This window comes from Kribbella sp. NPDC058245 (assembly GCF_042882005.1).
Taxonomy (GTDB): domain Bacteria; phylum Actinomycetota; class Actinomycetes; order Propionibacteriales; family Kribbellaceae; genus Kribbella.
The window spans coordinates 107,913-128,828 of the sequence record NZ_JBHVWY010000016.1 but is presented as its reverse complement, the minus strand read 5'-3'; the positions used below and the strand labels follow the sequence as shown (position 1 = coordinate 128,828).

17 protein-coding genes are annotated in these 20,916 nt (G+C 68.4%); 8 read left to right on the top strand and 9 right to left on the bottom strand.

Annotation, left to right across the window (positions count from 1 at the left end; all coding sequences use genetic code 11):
• Position 1 precedes the first annotated feature (1 nt).
• The 3 genes from ACFVWG_RS32000 to ACFVWG_RS31990 all read right to left on the bottom strand — a co-directional run bounded on the left by ACFVWG_RS32000 (position 2) and on the right by ACFVWG_RS31990 (position 4,782).
• Positions 2 to 178: a DUF6104 family protein gene (locus ACFVWG_RS32000; protein ID WP_171676625.1), complete on the bottom strand. Its 177-nt coding sequence runs from the start codon at positions 176 to 178 to the stop codon at positions 2 to 4.
• Position 179: 1 nt separating this feature from the next.
• Positions 180 to 3,959 (bottom strand): multifunctional oxoglutarate decarboxylase/oxoglutarate dehydrogenase thiamine pyrophosphate-binding subunit/dihydrolipoyllysine-residue succinyltransferase subunit, encoded by a 3,780-nt coding sequence (locus tag ACFVWG_RS31995; protein ID WP_391547183.1) that lies wholly within the window; start codon positions 3,957 to 3,959, stop codon positions 180 to 182.
• Positions 3,960 to 4,374: 415 nt separating this feature from the next.
• A complete protein-coding gene (locus ACFVWG_RS31990) occupies positions 4,375 to 4,782 on the bottom strand; it encodes a DUF3052 domain-containing protein (protein ID WP_391547182.1) in 408 nt (135 codons plus the stop codon).
• Positions 4,783 to 4,799: 17 nt separating this feature from the next.
• On the opposite strand from ACFVWG_RS31990, the gene ACFVWG_RS31985 reads away from it, so the two are divergent.
• From ACFVWG_RS31985 to ACFVWG_RS31975, 3 genes are all read left to right on the top strand, one after another.
• Positions 4,800 to 5,471, top strand: coding sequence for a FadR/GntR family transcriptional regulator (locus ACFVWG_RS31985; protein ID WP_391547181.1), 672 nt, complete (start codon positions 4,800 to 4,802; stop codon positions 5,469 to 5,471).
• A 215-nt stretch (positions 5,472 to 5,686) separates the two neighbouring features.
• On the top strand, positions 5,687 to 7,270 hold the full coding sequence (locus ACFVWG_RS31980; RefSeq protein ID WP_391547180.1) for an ABC-F family ATP-binding cassette domain-containing protein: 1,584 nt from the start codon (positions 5,687 to 5,689) through the stop codon (positions 7,268 to 7,270).
• A gap of 256 nt (positions 7,271 to 7,526) precedes the next feature.
• Positions 7,527 to 9,599, top strand: a complete 2,073-nt coding sequence (locus ACFVWG_RS31975) for a copper-translocating P-type ATPase (protein WP_391547179.1) — start codon at positions 7,527 to 7,529, stop codon at positions 9,597 to 9,599.
• Between the two features lie 1,448 nt (positions 9,600 to 11,047).
• Here ACFVWG_RS31975 and ACFVWG_RS31970 read toward each other — a convergent pair.
• The 4 genes from ACFVWG_RS31970 to ACFVWG_RS31955 form a co-directional block, all read right to left on the bottom strand.
• Positions 11,048 to 11,500 (bottom strand): ester cyclase, encoded by a 453-nt coding sequence (locus ACFVWG_RS31970; protein ID WP_391547178.1) that lies wholly within the window; start codon positions 11,498 to 11,500, stop codon positions 11,048 to 11,050.
• Between the two features lie 64 nt (positions 11,501 to 11,564).
• Entirely contained in the window at positions 11,565 to 12,530 is a 966-nt protein-coding gene (locus tag ACFVWG_RS31965; RefSeq protein WP_391547177.1) for an aldo/keto reductase, read from the bottom strand.
• On the bottom strand, positions 12,527 to 13,279 hold the full coding sequence (locus ACFVWG_RS31960; RefSeq protein ID WP_391547176.1) for an SDR family NAD(P)-dependent oxidoreductase: 753 nt from the start codon (positions 13,277 to 13,279) through the stop codon (positions 12,527 to 12,529). The genes ACFVWG_RS31965 and ACFVWG_RS31960 overlap by 4 nt, the downstream gene beginning before the upstream one ends.
• Complete coding sequence (locus ACFVWG_RS31955; protein ID WP_391547175.1) at positions 13,276 to 14,592, bottom strand: L-fuconate dehydratase; 1,317 nt, start codon at positions 14,590 to 14,592, stop codon at positions 13,276 to 13,278. Before ACFVWG_RS31955 ends, ACFVWG_RS31960 begins: the two co-directional genes overlap by 4 nt.
• A gap of 252 nt (positions 14,593 to 14,844) precedes the next feature.
• Between ACFVWG_RS31955 and folP the strand changes: the two genes are divergently transcribed.
• Genes folP through ACFVWG_RS31940 form a run of 3 tightly spaced genes read left to right on the top strand, consistent with a single transcriptional unit; the run spans position 14,845 to position 17,064 of the window.
• Positions 14,845 to 15,657, top strand: coding sequence for a dihydropteroate synthase (folP, locus tag ACFVWG_RS31950; protein WP_391547280.1), 813 nt, complete (start codon positions 14,845 to 14,847; stop codon positions 15,655 to 15,657).
• Complete coding sequence (locus ACFVWG_RS31945) at positions 15,657 to 16,382, top strand: pyrimidine reductase family protein (protein ID WP_391547174.1); 726 nt, start codon at positions 15,657 to 15,659, stop codon at positions 16,380 to 16,382. Before folP ends, ACFVWG_RS31945 begins: the two co-directional genes overlap by 1 nt.
• A 1-nt stretch (position 16,383) precedes the next feature.
• A complete protein-coding gene (locus ACFVWG_RS31940) occupies positions 16,384 to 17,064 on the top strand; it encodes a class III extradiol dioxygenase subunit B-like domain-containing protein (protein WP_391547173.1) in 681 nt (226 codons plus the stop codon).
• Here the strand turns inward: ACFVWG_RS31940 and ACFVWG_RS31935 are convergent.
• Positions 17,057 to 17,683: a hypothetical protein gene (locus tag ACFVWG_RS31935; RefSeq protein ID WP_391547172.1), complete on the bottom strand. Its 627-nt coding sequence runs from the start codon at positions 17,681 to 17,683 to the stop codon at positions 17,057 to 17,059. The two genes, ACFVWG_RS31940 and ACFVWG_RS31935, sit on opposite strands and share 8 nt — an antisense overlap.
• A gap of 9 nt (positions 17,684 to 17,692) precedes the next feature.
• Positions 17,693 to 18,670, bottom strand: a complete 978-nt coding sequence (locus tag ACFVWG_RS31930) for an ABC transporter substrate-binding protein (protein WP_391547171.1) — start codon at positions 18,668 to 18,670, stop codon at positions 17,693 to 17,695.
• A gap of 74 nt (positions 18,671 to 18,744) precedes the next feature.
• Here ACFVWG_RS31930 and ACFVWG_RS31925 point away from each other — a divergent pair, with 74 nt between their 5' ends.
• The gene (locus ACFVWG_RS31925; protein WP_391547170.1) at positions 18,745 to 19,740 is read left to right on the top strand and encodes a FecCD family ABC transporter permease; all 996 of its coding nucleotides are present in this window, start codon (positions 18,745 to 18,747) and stop codon (positions 19,738 to 19,740) included.
• Positions 19,737 to 20,765, top strand: a complete 1,029-nt coding sequence (locus ACFVWG_RS31920) for a FecCD family ABC transporter permease (protein WP_391547169.1) — start codon at positions 19,737 to 19,739, stop codon at positions 20,763 to 20,765. Before ACFVWG_RS31925 ends, ACFVWG_RS31920 begins: the two co-directional genes overlap by 4 nt.
• Positions 20,766 to 20,916: the final 151 nt, after the last annotated feature.

Sequence of the window (20,916 nt, the reverse complement as noted above, 5' to 3'; positions counted from 1 at the left end):
CTCAGTCGTCTTCGTCGTCCAGGCGGGCGAGCCAGGTGGCGAAGCGTTCCATCGGGGTCTCGAACTCGGGGTTCAGGTCGACGAACTCACGCAGCCGTTCGGCCACCCAGGCCAGCGAGACGTCTTCCTCGCCTCGCCGGCCCTCGAGCTCTTCGATCCCTCGGTCAGTGAAGTACACGTCAGCTGAAGGCCTGCTTCAGCAGCGTCTGCTGCTCCGCCGTGTGCGCACCCATCGAGCCGACCGAGGTCGCCGACATGGCCGGCCGGGAGACCCGGTAGAACGGCTTGCCGCCGAGGTGCTCGGTCAGGTTCAGCGCCATGAACGGCCACGGGCCCTGGTTCGCGGGCTCGTCCTGGACCCAGCGGATCTCGGTGGCGTTCGGGTACTTGGCCAGCTCGGCGACGATCTCCTCGGCGGGCAGCGGGTAGAGCTGCTCGATCCGGACGAGCGCCGTACTGATCTTGTCCGGCTCGATCTTCTTGCGCTCGGCGAGCAGGTCGTAGGAGATCCGGCCCGACGAGAGGATGACCCGCTCGACGGTGTTCGCGGTCGCCTCGGCCTCGGCGTCGCCGAGGATCGGCCGGAAGGTGCCGTGGGTGAGCTCCTCCGGCTGCGACACCGCCTCCTTGCGCCGCAGCAGCTGCTTCGGCGTGAAGACGATCATCGGGTTGTGCTCCTCGCCGAGCGTGTGCCGGCGCAGGAGGTGGAAGTACGACGCCGGCGTGGACGGCTGGGCCACGGTCATCGCGTTCTCGGCGCACAGCGCCAGGAACCGCTCGATCCGGGCGGACGAGTGGTCCGGGCCCTGGCCCTCGTAGCCGTGCGGCAGCAGCAGCACGACACCCGACTTCTGGCCCCACTTCGCCTCACCGGCCGAGATGTACTCGTCGATGATCGACTGGGCACCGTTCACGAAGTCACCGAACTGCGCTTCCCAGAGGGTGAGTGCTTCCGGCCGCGCCACCGAGTAGCCGTACTCGAAGCCGAGCGCGGCGTACTCACTGAGCAGCGAGTCGTAGACGTGGAAGTTCGCCTGGTTCTCGTCCAGGTTCTGCAGCGGGACGTAGTCCTGCCCGTTGACCCGGTCGATGACCGCGGCGAACCGCTGGACGAACGTGCCGCGACGGCTGTCCTGACCGGCGAGCCGGACAGGACGACCGGCGAGCAGCAGCGAACCCAGTGCGGTCATCTCCGCCGAGGCCCAGTCGATCGGGCCCTGCGTGATGGCCGCGGCCCGGCGCTGCAGCTGCGGCAGCACCTTCGGGTGCACGGTGAAGCCCTCCGGCAGCGTGGTGTGCGCGTCGGCGATCTTCTTCAGCACCTCGGGCGTGGTCGCGGTCGCGTCCGGGCCCTCCGGCTTGTCCGGGTAGACCGGGACGGTCACGTACGGCGCCGGGGTGTCCGGCTGGCTCTTCGCCTCGCGGACCTCGGTGAAGACCCGCTCGAGCCGCTGCTGGAAGTCCCGCATCGCCTGCTCGGCCTCTTCGACCGTGATGTCGCCACGGCCGATCAGGGCCTCGGTGTAGAGCTTGCGGACCGAACGCTTCTGCTCGATCAGGTCGTACATCAGCGGCTGGGTGAACGACGGGTCGTCGCCCTCGTTGTGACCGCGGCGGCGGTAGCAGACCAGGTCGATGACGACGTCCTTGTTGAACGCCTGGCGGTACTCGAAGGCCAGGTCGGCGACCCGGACACAGGCCTCGGGGTCGTCGCCGTTCACGTGGAAGATCGGGGCCTGGACCATCCGTGCGACGTCGGTGCAGTACATCGACGAGCGCGACGAGGCCGGCGAGGTGGTGAAGCCGACCTGGTTGTTGACGATCACGTGCACGGTGCCACCGGTGCGGTAGCCGCGCAGCTGGGACAGGTTCAGCGTCTCCGCCACCACGCCCTGACCGGCGAAGGCCGCGTCACCGTGGACCAGGACCGGCAGCACCGGGAACGCGGCGCCGCGGTCGAGGATGTCCTGCTTGGCCCGGACGATGCCCTCGAGCACCGGGTCGACGGTCTCCAGGTGCGACGGGTTGGCCGCCACCGACACCTTGATCTTGTCGCCGAACTCGGAGACGAACTCGCCCTCGGCGCCCAGGTGGTACTTCACGTCACCGGAGCCCTGCACGGTCCGCGGGTCGATGTTGCCGTCGAACTCACGGAAGATCTGCCCGTAGGACTTGCCGACGATGTTGGCCAGCACGTTCAGCCGGCCGCGGTGCGCCATCCCGATGACGACCTCGTCCAGACCGGCGCCGGCCGCCTCTTCGCAGAGCTCGTCGAGCAGCGGGATGGTGGTCTCGCCACCCTCGAGCGAGAAGCGCTTCTGGCCGACGTACTTGGTCTGCAGGAAGGTCTCGAAGGCCTCGGCCTCGTTCAGCTTGGCCAGGATCCGGAGCTGCTCCTCGCGCGGCGGCTTGGTGTGCGGCCGCTCGATCCGCTCCTGCAGCCACTTGCGCTGCTCGGGGTCCTGGATGTGCATGTACTCGATACCGGTGGTCCGGCAGTAGGAGTCGCGCAGGATGCCGAGGATCTCGCGCAGCTTCATGAACCGCCGGTCGCCGCCGAACGAGCCGGTGGCGAACTCGCGGTCCAGGTCCCACAGCGTCAGGCCGTGGGTGGCCACGTCGAGGTCGGGGTGGCTGCGCTGCTTGTACTCCAGCGGGTCGGTGTCGGCCATGATGTGACCGCGCACCCGGAAGGCGTGGATCAGCTCCAGGATCCGGGCCTGCTTGCTGATGTCCTCCTCGTGGCTGTGCGGGAGGTCGGCGGCCCAGCGGATCGGCTCGTAGGGGATCCGCAGGCTCTGGAAGATCTCGTCGTAGAAACCCTCCTGGCCGAGCAGCAGCTGGTGGATCCGGCGCAGGAACTCACCCGACTGGGCGCCCTGGATGATCCGGTGGTCGTAGGTCGAGGTCAGCGTCATGACCTTGGAGACGGCGAGCTTGGCCATCGTCTCCTCGGCCGCACCCTGGTACTCGGTCGGGTACTCCATCGCGCCGACGCCGATGATGCAGCCCTGGCCGGTCATCAGCCGCGGCACCGAGTGCTGGGTGCCGATGGTGCCCGGGTTGGTCAGGCTGATCGTGGTGCCCTGGAAGTCCGGCAGCGCGAGCTTGTTGTCGCGGGCCCGGCGGACGACGTCCTCGTAGGCCATCCAGAAGTCCGCGAACGTCATGTCCTCGGTCGCCTTGATGGAGGGCACCAGCAGTTGCCGGGTGCCGTCCGGCTTGGCCATGTCGATGGCCAGACCCAGGTTGATGTGGGCCGGCTGGACGTAGGTCGGCTTGCCGTCGGTCTCGTCGTACGACGCGTTCATCTCGGGCAGCGTCTTGAGCGCCTTCACCAGCGCCCACCCGATCAGGTGGGTGAAGGAGATCTTGCCGCCGCGAGCGCGCTTGAGGTGGTTGTTGATGACGATGCGGTTGTCGATCAGCAGCTTGACCGGCACCTGGCGGACGCTGGTCGCGGTGGGGACCGTGAGGCTGGTCTCCATGTTCTGCGCGGTCCGCGCGGGCGCGCCGCGGAGGATCTTCCGCTCGGCGTCCGTGCTGGTGGCGGGCGCGGGCTTGGCCTGCGCCTTCGGCGGCTGGTTCACCGTTCCTCCGGTGGGGGCGGCAGACGCGGCCTGGGCCGGCGCGGGCTGCGTGGCGGGCTTGGCGACCGGCGCGGACGCCTGGGCGGCGGCCGCTGCGGGCTGGTTCGAGGCGGGCACGGACGGCGCACTGCCGCGGCTCGGGGCCTCGGGCGTCTTGTTGTCCGACACGGCATCGGGCCTGGGGGCGTCGGCCGGGGCAGTCGTCACCGGCTTCGCGTCAGCCTCAGGCGTGTACGTCTTGAAGAAGTCGAGCCACGCCGGATCCACCGAGTTCGGGTCCTGCAGGTACTTCTCGTACAGCTCGTCGACCAGCCATTCGTTCGCACCGAAGGCTGCAAGGGGATTTGAGTCTGATGGCTCGGTGGCCACTGGGCAGTTCGCCTCTTCCGATCTCGGGTCAGATACCGCGGGTTATGACTGGCGCAGTTATGGGTTGGTTCCCGAGGCAAGGCTAATAGCACGGCGGTGACTTCCACAGCCCGGGATCACCGGACCAGTGTGCCAAGTGGTCGGGACCCGGCGATGCGCTCACCCGAAGTCTGAAACACCGTGCTGGCAGGTGTTTCAGCGGGGTCGTCACTCCGGTTGGTCTGGACGGCCGGGGCGAACCTGTGATCAACTGCCGGACTCGTTGTACAGGTGGGATTCCGGCCGCCCGGACGGTCACTTCGGGTGACGTTGCTGAGCGTGAATGGCCACTGTATGCAACCGGCCTGGTGCCGTGGGTGAAGTGTGAACAATTGTGAAGATGTGGTGAAGCTCACCCTCTGGATCAGTCCAATCGCTACCTATTGGCCTTCCGCCGGACCAGCTTCAGTCCCGACCAGATCGCGTCGATCGCGCACACCTTCACGTCCACGATCCCCAGCGGCAGCGCGAGTTCGCGGATCCCGTTCTCGTCCAGATCGGTCGGTACGCCGGACGATCGCTTCGGCCACGCGATCCAGATCATCCCCGCGGTCTCGGTCCGCGCCAGTAGGACCGGCAGCCGGTTCGCCAGCCGGGCCCGATCCGGGCAGAACATCAGGACCACCGGGTACGGCGTCCGCCCGGTTCGCCGGACTACCGTCGTACCGGCCGGGAGTCCTTCGATCGCGAACCCGTCCGGAGCGTTGTCGACCAGGACTGTGTGCTCGGGCTTGATTCCCAGCTTCGCGGCCAGCGGCTTGCCGGAGTACCCAGGAGTGCTCATAGCGGCATACTGACGCAATGGCGCTGACGGATGAGGCGATCGTCAAGATCAAAGGGATGATCACCTCGGGGGAGCTGGGGCCGGGGGACCGGTTGCCGAAAGAGGCGGATCTGGCCGCGCGGCTGGGGTTGTCGAGGAACTCGCTGCGGGAGGCGGTCAAGGCGCTGACGCTGGTGAACGTGCTCGACGTCCGGCACGGCGACGGTACGTATGTGACCAGTCTGGACTCGGCGCATCTGCTGGATGCCCTGAACTTCATGGTCGACCTGCATCGCGACGACTCGGTGCTGCAGTTCTTCGAGGTACGGCGATTGCTGGAGCCCGGCGTGGCTGCTCTCGCGGCAGCGCGGATCGGGGCCGAGCAGTTGTCGGCTCTGCGGCAACTGTGTGCCGACCTACCGCCGAATGCGGGAGTCGAGGATCTGGTCGCGAACGACCTGCGTTTTCACCGCGGCATCGCCGAAGCGACCGGGAACCAGGTCGTCTGCTCGCTGCTCGACGGGATCTCCGGCGCGACCCAGCGGGCCCGGATCTGGCGCGGCGTCACCCAGGCCGGCGCCGTCGAACGCACCCTCGCCGAGCACAGCGCGATCCTCGACGCGATCGAGCTCGGCGACGCCGAGGCCGCCCGCGCCTGGATGACCGCCCACATCGCCGGCGTCGAAACCTGGCTCCGCCAAGCCCCCTAACTCGTTGCCTGAGGCACCTTGTGCACGGCTCGGTCACGGGGCGCGCCGAAATGCGGTTGATCGGTGCTCAAGGTGGGTCGTAAGCTCTGTGGTGTCACATTCCCGACGACAGGGGTGCAGGTTGCGCAACTGAGGTCTTTCTTCTGCTGTTGATGACCGCTGCCCGGATCCCGGGATGGTGCGGTCTCCTTCGAAGACCTCTGGGAGTGCACCTGATGAGTAGTTATTCCTTGTCCTGTACGGACCTCTTCTTCGCCTGGCCCGACGGCGACGTGCTGTTCGACGGGCTCAGCTTCGTCGCGGGCCCGGTTCGCTCCGGCCTGGTCGGGCGCAACGGCACCGGCAAGTCCACGCTGCTCCGGCTGATCGCCGGCCGGCTCACCCCGCAACGCGGGACGATCCGGGTGAGTGGCGAGCTCGGCTACCTGCCGCAGGACCTCACGCTGGACACCTCGCTGCGCGTCGATCAGGCGCTCGGCATCGACGCGATCAGGCAGGCGATCACCGCGATCGAGTCCGGCGATGCCTCGGAGGAGAACTTCGCGATCGTCGGCGACGAGTGGGATGCCGACGAACGCGCCGAGGCGTTGCTCGGCAAGCTCGGCCTCGGTTCGATCGGTCTCGATCGGTCCGTCGGTGAACTGTCCGGCGGCGAGACGATCTTGCTCGGCCTGGCCGCCGAACTGCTGCGGCGACCCGACGTACTGCTGCTGGATGAGCCGACCAACAACCTCGACCTGCGGGCGCGACAGCACCTGTACGACGCTGTCGACCAGTTCCGTGGTGCGTTGCTGATCGTCAGCCACGACCGTGAGCTGCTCGACCGGGTCGACCAGATCGGCGACCTCCGCAAGGGCGACATCACCTGGTACGGCGGCAACCTGTCGGCGTACGAGGAGGCAGTCGCGGTTGAGCAGGAGGCGGCCGAGCGGATGGTGCGGGCGGCCGAATCGGATCTGCGCAAGCAGAAGAAGGATCTGATCGAGGCGCGGATGAAGACCGACCAGCGGATGGCGCGGGGTCAGCGGGCGTTCGAGAAGGGCGGCATCCCGAAGATCGTGGCCGGCAACCTGAAGCGTGGCGCGCAGGTGTCGGCGGCGAAGCACATCGGGATGCACTCCGATCGGCTGGAGTCGGCGCAGGACGCGTTGGCTGACGCGGAGGCGAAGGTCCACGACGACGACGCCATCCGGGTCGACCTGCCGAAGACCGCCGTACCGGCTGGTCGGGTCGTGCTGCGGCTCTCGGAGCATGAGTTGCGGACTGGTGCGCTGGTGGATCTGGAGATTCGGGGTCCGGAGCGGATCGCGTTGACCGGGCCGAATGGTGCAGGCAAGACGACGCTGCTCGACTCGATCACGAGTGGGTCGTTGCCGGCGGTTCCGTTCCGGTACCTGCCGCAGCGGCTCGACCTGCTCCGCGACGACCTGTCGATCGTGGACAACGTCGGGCTGCTGGCGCCCGCGATCGAGAACCAGGAACGGCGGTCGCGGCTGGCCCGGTTCCTGTTCCGCGGGCGGGCTGCGGATCAGCTGGTCAGCACGCTGTCCGGTGGTGAACGCTTCCGCGCAACGCTGGCGGCCCTGCTGCTGGCCGAGCCGCCACCGCAGTTGCTGATGCTCGACGAGCCAACCAACAACCTGGACCTCGCCAGCGTCGCGCAACTCAAGGACGCGCTCGCGTCGTACCAGGGCGCCCTCGTCGTCGCGAGCCACGACCTACCGTTCCTGCGCGACATCGGCATCACCCGCTGGCTGGAACTCACCCCCGAGTCCCTCGAAACCATCGACCCCCTCTAGCCCGCGCCTCCCGGGGCTCCCACCCCTCCGGGCGTCCCACGGGTGCGTCCCAACCCCTGGGCGTCCCACGGGTGCGTCCCAACCCCTGGGCGTCCCACGGGTGCGTCCCAACCCCGGCGTCCTTTCGCCCGTCTCGGCTGCTGCCGCACAACCCTCCAACTCGGTGGATATCCCTCGAGTTGGAGGGTTGCCCCTGGAGGCGTGGGGTGGGGAAGGCAGGGTGGATTTGGATACCCCTTGGGGGTATGTTGTGGGTATGGATGAGCACGCGGGGCACGTGGAGCATGCCGGGCATTCGGGGGTTATGGATCACTCGGGGCACGGTGGGGGCTCGGGGGCGATGGGTCACTCCGGGCATGGGGATCATGCGGCGCAGTTCAAGGACCGGTTCTGGATCAGCTTGGCGCTGGCGGTGCCGGTCGTGTTCTTCAGCGCGATGTTCGCCGACCTGCTCGGGTACACGCGGCCGGACTTCCCGGGCGCGAGCTGGATCGCGCCTGTCCTCGGTACGGCGATCTTCGTGTACGGCGGTCGCCCGTTCCTGACCGGTGGTTGGGGCGAACTCACCTCCCGGCGACCGGGGATGATGCTGCTGATCTCGATGGCGATCACGGTCGCGTTCGTGGCGTCGTGGGTGACGACGCTCGGCATCGGCGGGTTCGACCTGGACTTCTGGTGGGAGCTCGCGCTCCTGATCGTGATCATGCTGCTCGGGCACTGGCTGGAGATGCGCGCACTCGGCGCCGCGTCCGGCGCGCTTGATGCGCTGGCCGCGTTACTGCCGGACGAGGCGGACAAGGTGACCGCCGACGGCGTGATCCAGGTGCCACTGCACGAGCTGCAGGCGGGCGACGTCGTACTGGTTCGGTCCGGTGGGCGGGTGCCCGCAGACGGGACGGTGGTCGAGGGGCAGGCTGAGGTCGACGAGTCGATGATCACCGGGGAGTCGCGGCCGGTATCGCGCGCAGTCGGTGACTCGGTGGTCGCCGGCACCGTTGCCACCGACAACGCACTCCGCGTCGAGATCACGGCGGTCGGCGACGATACGGCGCTGGCCGGGATCCAGCGGCTGGTGGCGGAGGCGCAAGCATCGTCATCCCGTGCGCAGGCGCTGGCCGATCGGGCCGCGGCCTTCCTCTTCTACTTCGCGTCGATCGCCGGGTTGATCACCTTCGTCGTGTGGTCATTGCTCGGTGAGCTCGATCAGGCCGTCACGCGGACAGTCACTGTGTTGGTGATCGCTTGCCCGCACGCGCTCGGGTTGGCGATTCCGCTGGTGATCGCGATCTCGACCGAGCGGGCCGCGAAGGCCGGCGTACTGGTGAAGAACCGGCTGGCGCTGGAGCGGATGCGGACCGTCGACGTCGTCCTGTTCGACAAGACCGGCACCCTGACCAAGGGCGAGCCCGCCGTGATCGGCACCGCCCCGGTCGACGGCGTGACGCAGGACGAACTGCTTGAGCTGGCCGCTGCCGTTGAGGCGGACAGCGAGCACCCGTTGGCGCGAGCGATCGTCCGGGTCGGCGGCGCCAAGTTGACGGCAACCGAGTTCACCTCGCTCACCGGACGCGGCGTACAGGCTGTTGTCGAGGGCAACAAGGTGGCCGTCGGTGGACCGGCGTTGCTTCGCGAGTACGGCGTTGCTGAGCCGGCTGAGCTGGAGTCACACGTAGCGGAGTGGAAGGCGCAGGGTGCGGCCGTCCTGCATGTACTGCGCGATCAGCAGGTTGTGGGCGCGATCGCCCTCGCGGATGCGGTGCGCGAGGAGTCGCGGCAGGCCGTGGACGCCTTGCACCGGCGCGGTGTGCGCGTCGCGATGATCACCGGGGACGCGCATCAGGTGGCCGAGGCCGTGGCGAGTGAGTTGGGGATCGACGAGGTCTTCGCCGAGGTACTGCCCGGTGACAAGGACGCCAAGGTCAGCGAACTGCAAGCCCGCGGGCTCAAGGTCGCCATGGTCGGTGACGGCGTGAACGACGCCCCCGCCCTGGCCCGAGCCGAGGTCGGCATCGCGATCGGCGCAGGCACGGACGTGGCGATCGAGTCCGCCGGCGTCGTACTGGCCGCGGACGACCCGCGCGCCGTCCTCTCCGTGATCGACCTGTCCCGCGCCAGTTACCGCAAGATGTGGCAGAACCTCGTGTGGGCCACCGGCTACAACGTCATCACAGTCCCCCTCGCCGCCGGCGTACTGGCCTTCGCAGGCATCCTCGTCTCGCCCGCGGTAGGCGCCCTCCTGATGTCGATCTCCACCATCGTCGTAGCCCTCAACGCCCAACTCCTCCGCCGCCTAGACCTCCGCCCCGACCGCCTAACCCACCAACAGTGACCCGCCCCGCCCCGCCCCGCCCCGCCTCCACGCCCGCCCCGCCCCGCCTCCACGCCCGCGTCGCCCCGACCGCCTAACCCCACCCTCCGACTCCGCCCCGCGCCTCCGCGCAGACGCCTAATCCTCCGCCCTCCGCCTCCGGCAATTTGAACGGATAACCCCTGAAGTTGACCCTTCTCCCCTGAAAATTCGAGGGGAGAAGGGTGCATTTCAGGGGATATCCCTTCAAATGCGCCAAGGGAGATGGTGGGGGCTGGGGATCGGGAGGCGTTGTCGGGTACGGCGGGGTGGTTGCTCGCCATTCCGTCTGCGGCCGGGGGTGTGGTTTTGCGGTTGCTCGCCGCTGCGGCCGATTTACAGTGACGGGTGGCCGGCGCCGGTGCCTGGCGGAGGGGGATGGTGCGGTCAGCGACCGCGGTGCCCGTTGTTTGAGCTTCCGGGTTGTGGCTGGGGTCCAAGATCTGCGCCGAGTAGACGGTTCTGGTCGGCATTTGGACAGAACGTTCCACCGAGCGAACGGGGCGACCGGCAGCAGGCATGTTCCGCGTTATGGGTGAGTTTTTCGGGTCCATGCGCCGAAAAAGTCACGGATAACGAGCAGCCGGACCGGAACGCGGGATCTGTCGCGTTAATTGGTGAGTTTTGGGGACTCGGTGACGAAAATCGACCAATTAGTGGGCCGGGCGGGTCGGAGTGCGGGCCGGATCGCGTTAGTTGGCGAGTTTTAGGGACCCGGTGACGAAAATCCACCAATTAGCGAGGGCTGCCAGGCGCGGCAGCACCCGAAGCAGCCCCCGGCCTCAGCCATCTGATGGGTTAACCCATGAGGTGGTGGGTTTTGGACTCTCATGCGGGTGCAGAACCCACAAGCCGATGGGTGAACCCACCAGATGCCGAGGGGGCGAGGGGCCTGGGTGGGAACGTTCGCCACGGTGGGTCACTTTCCAGGCTTCGTTGCTACTGGCCGCAACCACAGCCCGGAAGCTCAGGCAACCTCAACTGTGGTCGCCGACGGATCCATCCCCCTCAGCCACGCGCCGGGGCCCGCCACCCGCCACTGTAAATCGGCCGCAGCGGCGAGCAACCACAAACCCACGTCCCCGGCCGCAGACGGAATGGCGAGCAACCACCCCCCGCCGTACCAGCCCGGCCGCAGACGGAGCGGCGAGCAACCACCCCCGCCGTACCAGCCCGGCCGCGGACGGAGCGGCGAGTAACCATCCCGCCGTACCGGCCCGGCCGTATCCGGAGCGGCGAGTAACCACGCCGACGTACGACCACCAACGGGGGGCATGAACAGGAAGCGGTGGGCGTGAACAGGTCATAGCTTGTTCAAGCCCACCGCATGGGGTGCAAGCCCCCGATAGGCGCGCGTTCACGCGTTGGCGTTGGACAACGCGGCGCGCCCGGGAAGCGGAGTGAACTGCAGTTGAGGTGGTGGACCCGCATCAGCGCGGCGCGGTGAGCAGTTCGGGCCGGCCGATTTGGAGGACCAGTGATGCGGTGTCGAAGTAGACGCGCTCGAGCGTGATCCGGTCGCCGGTGAAGAAGAACACCGCGATCACCGGTACCCGGAACGCCTTGCCGGTCGGGGGCAGTCCGTAGAACTCGCCGAGGTTGGTCCCGAGGAGGTCGAACTCGACGATCACCGAGTCGGCGGCCGCATGGAAGCGGACGTTGTCGTGCCGCTGGTCCGGGAACGCGGTCCGGGTCAGCGCGTAGTACGCCATCACCTCTTCGGCGCCGTCGAACCGCTGCCCGGTCGGCACGATCTCGTACAGCGGGTGCCCGTCGAACGTCGCCAGCGTCAGGTCGAACTCCTGCGTGACCTCGGTGTCCATGTGCTCCTGGATCACCGCGATCCGCCGGGCGGCCAGGTCAGTGTCCACACTCAGTTCCATGCTGCGAAACCCTAGGGGAACTTCCGGTCAGGCGCGCTCGGACGGCGCGTAGCTGTGGTGTGTCCTACGGTTCGGTGGTCGGTGCGTCGGCACGGAGCAGACCGGCCGACTTCAGGTCGGACCACAGTGCGGCGGGGATCTCAGCGCCGTACAGGTCGTGGTTGACCTGCACCTCGTGCGGGCTGCGGCAACCGACCGCGATCCCGGCGACGGCCGGGTGGAAGCGTGGGAAGGCAAGCGCGGCGGCCGGCAGAGTGACGCCGTGCGACTCACACACATCGGCCAGTTGGTTCGCCTTGAAGATCAACGCCTCAGCGGCAGGTGCGTAGTTGAAGGTGGTGTCGCTGGCTGGGCGCGGCTGCGAGAGCAGGCCGGAGTTGAAGACGCCGACAGCAATGACCTGTACGTCGTTTGCCAGGCAGGCCGGCAGTACGTCGTCGAGGCCGTCCGGGTCGATCAGTGAGTAGCGACCGGCCAGCATGATCACGTCGATGTCGATCTCGGTGACGAACCGGGTCAGCATCGCTGTCTGGTTCATGCCGGAGCCGATCGCGCCGATGACGCCCTGGTCGCGCAGCTCGATCAGCGTGGGGAACGCGGTCGCGACGGCCTCGTCGTAGTGGTCGTCCGGGTCGTGCACGAAGACGATGTCGAGGCGGTCGGTGCCGATCCGGCGTAGCGAGTCCTCGATGCTGCGCAGCACCCCGTCGCGGCTGTAGTCGAACCGCCGCCGCCGCTTCGAAACGACGGCGAAGCCCTGGTCGTCCGGCGCCTCCGTGTCGGAGTCGTAGATGATCCGGCCGACCTTCGAGGACAGCACGTACTCATCCCGCGGCTTGCCGGCCAGGCCCCGACCGAGCCGCTCCTCGGCCAGTCCGAGGCCGTAGTGCGGTGCCGTGTCGAAGAAGCGCCAGCCCGCATCCCAGGCCGCGTTCACGGTGGCGAACGCGTCCTCCTCAGTCACCTCGGTCTGCAGCCCGGCCAGTGGGGCTCCGCCGAGCCCGATCCCTAAGTCCCCGAAGATTTTCACGAGCGAACCGCAGGCAGGCGCAGGTTCTGCATCCCACCGTCGACGGCGATCGCCGTACCGGTGGTTGATCCGGCCAAGGGGCTGGCCAGGTACGCGATCGCGAGGGCGACCTCATCGGCCGACACCAGACGGCCCATCGGTTGCCGGGCCTCGAGCGCGGCGCGCTCGGCCTCCGGGTCGGCGGCGGCGTCGAGCAGGCGGCCGACCCACGGGGTGTCCGCGGTGCCCGGGTTCACGCAGTTCACCCGGATGCCTTCGCGAACGTGGTCAGCGGCCATCGCCATCGTGAGGGCCAGCACGGCACCCTTGCTGGCGGAGTACAGGGCGCGGTTCGGCAGGCCGGCGGTGGCGGCGATCGAGCAGGTGTTGACGATCGCGGCCGCCTGGGACTTGCGCAGGTACGGCAGCGCGGCGCGGGTGACGCGGGCGATGCCGACCACGTTGACGTCGAGCACGCGGTGCCACTCGTCGTCGTCGTTCGCCGTGACGTTGCCCTGGGCGCCGATCCCGGCGTTGTTCACCACGATGTCGATCCCGCCGAGCTGCAGCGCGGCGGCCGCGACCGCGGACCGGACCGAGCCGTCGTCGGTGACGTCGGCGGCGATGCCGGTCAGCGGCTCGGGGACATCGGGCTTGAGGTCGAACACGACCACCCGCGCGCCGCGAGCGGCCAGCAGGGTGGCGGCGGCGAGCCCGAGGCCCGATGCACCGCCGGTCACCACGGCCCGCAGACCGTCGAAGTCCGTCACTGGTTCTCCTTCGTCAGATCGATCCAGATCTTGCCACCCGGGTACCGGAAGTCGGTCAGCGTCTCGGCGTCCATCTCGGCGCCGAAACCCGGCTTCACCGGTGCCACGTAGTACCCGTCCCGGATCACGACCGGGTCCAGGAAGTGCTCGTGCAGGTGGTCGACGAACTCGATCACGCGGTCCTCGACCGACCCGCTGACCGCCACGTAGTCGAACATCGACAGGTGCTGGACCAGCTCACACAGTCCTACCCCACCGGCATGCGGACACACCGGTACGCCGAACTTCGCGGCCAGCAGCAGGATCGCGACGTTCTCGTTCACCCCGGCGACCCGGGCGCTGTCGAGCTGCAGCACCGACAGCGAGCCGGCCTGCAGCATCTGCTTGAACACCACCCGGTTCTGCACGTGCTCACCGGTGGCGACGCGGGTCGGGGCGATCGCCTTCGCGATGGTCGCGTGGCCGAGGATGTCGTCCGGGCTGGTCGGCTCCTCGACCCACCAGACGTCGTACGGCGCCAGGGCCTCGATCCACCGGATGGCGTCGCCGACGTCCCAGCGCTGGTTGGCGTCGATCGCGATCCGGATGTCCGGGCCGACGGCCTCGCGGGCCAGCCGCATCCGGCGGATGTCGTCGTCGAGGTCCGCGCCGACCTTCAGCTTGATCTGGGTGAACCCCTCGGCGACCGCCTCGTGACACAGCCGGACCAGCTTCGCGTCGTCGTACCCGAGCCAGCCGGGCGTCGTCGTGTACGCCGGGTATCCGCGCTCACGCAGTAGTGCCTCGCGCTCGGCCCGACCGGTCTGGCCCTTGCGCAGGATCTCCAGCGCCTCGTCGGGGGTGAGCGCGTCGGTCAGGTAGCGGAAGTCGACCAGGGCGACGATCTGCTCCGGGGTCAGGTCGGAGAGTAGCTTCCAGACCGGGACGCCGGCACGCTTGGCGGCCAGATCCCAGACTGCGTTGACGACCGCGCCGATCGCCATGTGCATGACGCCCTTCTCCGGGCCCAGCCAGCGCAGCTGCGAGTCGTGCACGAGTGACTTCCAGAAGGCGCCGAGGTCGTCGAGCGTCGCCTCCACGTCGAGCCCGACGACGTGGTCCCGCAGCGCATGGATCGCGGCGGTCTGGACGTCGTTCCCGCGGCCGATCGTGAACGCGAACCCGTGCCCTTCGAGCCCGTCCCCGGCGTCGGTGCGCAGGATCAGGTACGCCGCGGAGTAGTCCGGGTCGGTGTTCATCGCGTCGGAGCCGTCCAGGTCCAGCGAGGTGGGGAAGCGGACGTCGTACGTCTCTAACTCGGTGAAACGTGCCATGGAGTGACCCGATCTGGTGCGGAGGGCGGTCTGTCGCAACGAATCCTATAGGATATGTGGCAGCTTCGGCAGGGGGTGCGGACCTCCACCACCGACTAACTGGGCCGCCCAGCGGTGCGCCCACGCTCAGCGCCTCCTCGTGGTCTCGCTCGGCGGGAGGTTGGACGGTGCTGGAAGTCCGGTGACTACAGTCGGGTTGTGACGGACTTGCGGTTGGGGCAGCGGACCTTTGGGCCCGGGGAGTTCGCCGTGATGGCGATCGTGAACCGGACTCCGGACTCGTTCTTCGACCGGGGCGCGACCTTCGCCACCGACGCGGCGTACGCGGCGATCGACCAGGCGGTCGCGGACGGTGCCGATCTGGTCGACATCGGTGGTGTGAAGGCCGGGTACGGCGAACCGGTCAGCGAGGACGAGGAGCTCCGGCGGACGGTCGATTTCGTGGCCGGGATCCGCGCTCGGCACCCGTCGCTGGTGATCAGCGTCGACACCTACCGCAGCGGGGTCGCGCGGCGCGTGGTCGAGGCCGGCGCTGACCTGCTCAACGACACCTGGTCGGGCTCCGATCCAGATCTCATGTACGCCGCCGCCGAGTTCGGCGCCGGACTCGTCTGCAGCCATGTCGGCGGACTCTCGCCGCGCACCGACCCCCATCGGATGGCGTACGACGACGTGGTGGCCGACGTGATCCGTACTACGACCGGCCTGGCCGAGCGCGCGGTCGCGGCCGGGGTGCGGCGGGACGGAATCCTGATCGACCCGACCCACGACTTCGGAAAGAACACCCTGCAGTCGCTCGAGCTGACCCGCCGCCTGGACGAGCTGGCCGCGACCGGGTGGCCGGTGCTGGTGGCCGTGTCCAACAAGGACTTCATCGGCGAGACGCTGGAACTGCCGCCAGGCCAGCGGGGGAACGGGACACTGGCCGCGTTGAGCATCTCGGCCTGGCTTGGTGCCCGCGTGTTCCGGGTACACGACGTACCGGCGGCGCGCCAAGCGCTCGACCTGATCGCCGTACTGCGGGGAACTGCCCAGCCCGCCGGAACCCGAAGGAGCCTGGCCTGATGCGCCAACTCGACGAACTGTCCGACGACGAACTGATCGAGGTCTACCGCGTCGAGGACCGCACGGTCCCGCACCTGCGGGCCAACTTCGTCAGCAGCCTGGACGGCGCGGTCGAGATCGACGGCCAGTCCAAGGCGTTGTCGAGCGACTCCGACAGCCGGATTTTCAGCATGATCCGCCGGCTGGCCGACGTCGTACTGGTCGGTGCCGGCACCATCCGCGACGAGGGCTACACGCCGCTGCGATTGTCGGCGGCGAGCCGCAAGTGGCGGAAGGCCAACGGCCTGGCGGAGAACCCGACTCTCGCGGTTGTGTCCTCGCGGCTGGAGCTGAGCCCGGTGAACCCGATCTTCAAGTCGGCCGAGCGGCCGATCGTGATCACCCACGAAGCTTCCCCGCCGGATCGCCGCGAGGCCCTGGCCGAGGTCGCCGACCTGGTCGTGCTCGGTGATTCTGAGGTCGATCTCCAGGCGGTGGTCGAGGAGTTCGCTGCTCGCGGGATGCCGCAGATCCTCTGCGAGGGCGGTCCGCACCTGCTGGGCGCCCTGACGGCCGCTGACCTCGTCGACGAATTCTGCCTGGCGTTGGCGCCCCTTCTGGCCGGCCCCGGCTCGGGCCGCGTCACCGCCGGCCCGCCCACCACGCTCACCCGCCAACTCACGTTGGCCACGAGCCTGGGCGCCTCCGACGACTACCTCTTCTTCCGCTACCTCCGGGAGTCCTGACGTGCCCGTAGTCGCCGCAGCCGTCTGCCCCCACCCACCCCTCCTCGTCCCCGAGGTAGCCTCCGGCGCAGCATCCGAGCTGGACGAGCTACGCGCTGCCTGCCTCACAGCGATCGACGGACTGGCCACCGCCGACCGCGTACTGGTGGTCGGCTCGGCGACGACCGACGCGACGTACGACGGGCGCACCGGCGGTTCCTTCGGCCCGTACGGCGCTCCGACCGTCCGCATCGGCTCTGGAGATCCGGTCCTGCCGCTCTCGTTGGCGATGGGCGGCTGGCTCCTCGATCAGTCCAAGGCTGCCCACGTGTCCCGCGCCTATCGCGCCGTACCGGTTGATGCGCCGCCGGCCGACTGCCTACAGCTCGGCAAGGAGCTTGCTGGAGGCAACGATCGGCTCGCGCTGCTGGTGATGGGGGATGGGGCGCCGCGACGCAGTGAGCACTCGCCGGTCCACCTGCATCCCCGGGCAGAGATCTTCGACAGCACCGTCGCACAAGCCTTCGCGGCCGCGGATGTCGACGTACTGGCTGCGCTCGACCCAGAGCTGGCGACCCAGCTGCAGGCGGCTGGCCGTGCACCCTGGCAGGTGCTTGCGGGTGCGTTGGGTGAGCTGAGAGGTGAGCTCCTGTACGACGCCGCGCCGTACGGGGCCGGCTACTTCGTAGCGTCGTTCAGCTGACCGGGACGTCCGGCCAGCGCGGTGCGGTGTCGGCCAGGTCGCCGCGGCCTGCAGCGCGCAGTTGCTCGACCAGCGCACCACGTGCAGCCTGTACGACGGCTACCGCGGCCGCCTCGGTCTCGTGCGGACCCGACCAGTTGCAGACGGCATCCCCGGCGTACCAGCCAGAGCCTGTACGACGTACGTGGGCCGCAGCGAGTCGCGCAGCGGGCAGTGTGGTGGCGGCGAGCTCGATGACCGCATCGACGGCGACGACTGGTGTTGTCAGGTCCAGCACTGGACGTAGCTCGACAGCGTCGGTGCGGACGAACTCATAGCCCGCAGGAGCTCGCTCTGCCAACCAGGCAAGGGCTTCTGCGGCAGTCTGCTCCAGCAGCTCCGGTTCGGCCAGCGTATGGACGCCGCACTGCCGGGTGTGCGTGGGACGCAGCTCGTTCTGCCACAACCGCACCTGGAGCTCATCCCGACCGGACAGCCGCCGGCCGAGGATGCGGGCCAGCCCGACGACGTCGAAGTTCAACTCGTCCGGAGTGCGTTTCCGCCCTGGCTCGAGTGGCATGCCCGGCAGTGTCCCCCGAGTGGTCCACGGCCCGACATGCCACCGAGTCAGAACAGTCACACCTAGACCCTATGCCTTGGCGGGGGCGTCCACGCCGAAGGTCTTGGCCAGGTCGGTCAGGATCGCCCAGGCGCCCTGCAGACCGACGGCGGTCATCCAGGTCAGGTCGGGGACCTCGTGCACCTTGGGAGCCAGCGGCTTCCACAGCGGGTTGGCCTTGAACTCGGCCGCGGTCTTGGCGCCCAGGCCCTTGTCGTCCGCGAACTGGGTGACGAAGATCGCGTCCGCGTCGGCGTCCTTGATCCGCTCGGCGCTGATCTCCAGGGCGAAGCCCTCGACGTCCTGCGACTTCGGCCGGGCCAGGCCGGCGTCCTTCAGCACGATGCCGGAGTAGGTCGCCTTCTGATAGAGCCGGGTCGGGCCGTCCAGGAACCGGACCACCGAGATGGTCGGGTTCTTCGCCTTCGCGTTGATCGCGTCGCCGACCGACTTGGCCGCCTTCTCGTACGACGTGATCTCCTGCTCGGCGAGGGTCTCCTGCCCGAGCGCCTTCGCCTCGAGCCGGATGTTGTCCTTCCAGGTCGGCCCGGTGGTCTCCGACATGATCGTCGGCGCGATCTTGGACAGCTGGTCGTAGAGCTTCTCGTGCCGGACCTTGGCGGTGATGATCAGGTCCGGGGCGAGGTCGGCGATCTTCTCCAGGTTCGGCTCGGCCAGCGTGCCGACCGGCTGGGCGTCCTTGCCGAGCGTGTCGCGGTCGGCGCCGAGGTACTCCGGCAGCTTGTCCTTGATGCTGCGGTAGTCGGTGTAGCCGACGACCGGGGTGTCCAGGATCAGCGTCGCGTCGACGAAGCTGGCGTCCAGCGCGACGACCCGCTTCGGCTTGGCCGGGATCTCGGTCTTGCCCATCGCGTGCTCGATCGTCCGGGGGAAGCCGGTGCCGGCCGAGCCGGCCGCGTCGGGGGTCTTCCCGTCGTCCGACGAGCCACAGCCGGTGAGGGCCAGTGCGGTGACGGCGAACAGGGCGGTGATGCGGTGCAGACGCACGGGTCTCTCCAGGTAGGGCAAGGGTCGCAGGTAAGGTGTCTGACGACCTCTGACTAGTAAGGTAACCCTAACCTATGTCGCCCCCTGTTCGGCGCACGGTATCGCTGGTGGTGCTGGCCGTCGTTCTCGTGCTGGTCTTCGTGGCCAGCCTGGCTTTCGGCTCCCGCTGGCTCGGCCCTGACGCGCTCTGGCACGCCATGACGGCCAACAACGGTTCGGACGCGGACGTCATCGTGCGTAGCCTCCGGGCGCCGCGCACGATCGTTGCCGTCCTCATCGGTCTCTGTCTCGGTGTAGCCGGCGCTCTGATGCAAGGCCACACCCGCAATGCACTCGCGGAGCCGGGCATCTTCGGAGTGAGCTCCGGCGCTGCGTTCGCCGTAGTGCTCGGGCTGCGGCTCGGAGTGGTCGAGTCAGTCGGGTCCACAGTCTGGGTCGCGCTCGCGGGCGCGTTGATAGCGACGTACGGCGTGCAGTGGCTGGCGTCGCGGGGCAGCGGTGCCACTCCGGTCGGGCTGGCGCTCACAGGTGCCGCGGTCGCCGCGCTGCTCGGTGCGATGACGTCGGCCGTTGTGTTACTGGACAGCACCACCTTGGACAGTTATCGCTTCTGGGCGGTCGGATCGGTCGCCGGGCGCGGTCTGGACGTTGCCGGGCAGGTGCTGCCGTTCGCGGTGCTCGGTCTGGTGCTTGCGGCCGTCAACGCTCGTGATCTCGACCTGTTGGCTCTCGGTGACGACGTGGCGGCGGGGCTCGGGCTGTCGATCCCCAGAGCTCGGCTGATCGGACTGGGTGCGATCGGCTTGCTCACAGCGGCCGGAGTGGCTGCGTGCGGCCCGATCGGCTTCCTGGGCTTGCTGTCCGGGCATGTGGCGCGGCAGCTCTTCGGTTCCCGCAACACCTGGCTGATCCCGGGCGCCGGACTGGTCGGTGCGAGCGCCATGGTGCTGGCAGACCTCGTCGGCCGGTTGATCGGCGGTGCGGGTGAGGTGCAGGCCGGTGTGGTGCTGGGCATCGTCGGTGCGCCGCTGTTCGTGCTGGTCGTTCGTCGCCGGGCGGTGGTGCTGTGAAATCCCGCACCGTCGTGCTGAGCCTCGTCTTTGCTGCACTGGCGATCGCCGTCGCCCTGCTGTCCTTGAGCATCGGTACGTCGAAGGTACCGATCGCCGATGTGATCGACGTCCTCCTCGGTGGTGGACGCCGTGGGCAACGGCTGATCGTGTTGGACCTGCGATTGCCGCGCGTTGCGACCGGACTGCTGGTCGGGATCGCGTTCGCGGTGTCCGGCGCACTCCTGCAAACCCTGTCCCGTAACGCGTTGGCCAGCCCGGACATCGTCGGGGTGAACTCCGGTGCCTCAGCTGGAGCAGTCGCAGTGATCGTGCTGGCTGGAAGCGGTGGTGGAAACATCTCGGGGTTCGCAGGCCGGGTGGGGATCCCACTGGCTGCCGTCCTCGGTGGACTGCTCGCCACTGTGGTTGTGGGCGCACTGTCTGTTCAGCGCGGTCAGGTCGACGGTGGTCGCGTCGTGCTGATCGGTGTGGGCATTGCGGCGGCCGCGAACTCCTTGGTCGCCTGGATGTTGGTGATCGGCGATGTGAACGACGCTGGTCGAGCTGCTGCCTGGCTGGCCGGTTCACTCAACTCACGCGAGTGGAGCGACGCCGTACCGGTGTTGATTGCCGTTGTGGTGCTGTTGCCGGTAGCAATCATGTTCAACCGCGACTTGTCCGCCATGGTGCTCGGTGACGACGTGGCGTCCTCACTGGGTGTGCGGGTGGCTCGCGTCCGGCTGCTCCTGCTGATCGTTGCGACCGTACTGGCCGCCATGGCAACGGCGGGCGCCGGTCCGATTGCCTTTGTCGCGCTGGTGGCTCCGCAGGTCGCACTGCGGCTCACTCGGATGGAGCGGCCGCCGCTGGTGACGTCCGCGATGCTGGGCGCAGTGTTCGTCGTACTGGCTGATCTGCTTGCGCGGAACGGCCTGGGCTGGCTTCACCTCGGACCGTATGAGCTGCCAGTCGGTGTGATCACCGCCGCGGCCGGAGCGCCGTACCTGCTTCATCTGATCGGCCGCCAGCAGAAGGGGCGTTAAGTGGCCGCCATTCGATCTCCGCACGCCGTCTCCGGCGCCCAGGCGGGCGCCTCGCTGCGTTGTCGGAAGCGCACGATGAACCCCGCATCGAGCGCTCCCTCCGCCTTGCGATCCACCCACCTGAACACCGGAGCCGACGCACCGAGATCAA

Bases quoted from the DNA above. Each gene is read 5' to 3' on its own strand.
- ACFVWG_RS31985 (WP_391547181.1), top strand. From the start codon at position 4,800: ATGGCGCTGACGGATGAGGCGATCGTCAAGATCAAAGGGATGATCACC.
- folP (WP_391547280.1), top strand. From the start codon at position 14,845: ATGGCGATCGTGAACCGGACTCCGGACTCGTTCTTCGACCGGGGCGCG.
- ACFVWG_RS31970 (WP_391547178.1), bottom strand. From the start codon at position 11,500: ATGGAACTGAGTGTGGACACTGACCTGGCCGCCCGGCGGATCGCGGTG.
- ACFVWG_RS31990 (WP_391547182.1), bottom strand. From the start codon at position 4,782: ATGAGCACTCCTGGGTACTCCGGCAAGCCGCTGGCCGCGAAGCTGGGA.
- ACFVWG_RS31980 (WP_391547180.1), top strand. From the start codon at position 5,687: ATGAGTAGTTATTCCTTGTCCTGTACGGACCTCTTCTTCGCCTGGCCC.
- ACFVWG_RS31955 (WP_391547175.1), bottom strand. From the start codon at position 14,592: ATGGCACGTTTCACCGAGTTAGAGACGTACGACGTCCGCTTCCCCACC.
- ACFVWG_RS31945 (WP_391547174.1), top strand. From the start codon at position 15,657: ATGCGCCAACTCGACGAACTGTCCGACGACGAACTGATCGAGGTCTAC.
- ACFVWG_RS31975 (WP_391547179.1), top strand. From the start codon at position 7,527: ATGGATGAGCACGCGGGGCACGTGGAGCATGCCGGGCATTCGGGGGTT.
- ACFVWG_RS31925 (WP_391547170.1), top strand. From the start codon at position 18,745: ATGTCGCCCCCTGTTCGGCGCACGGTATCGCTGGTGGTGCTGGCCGTC.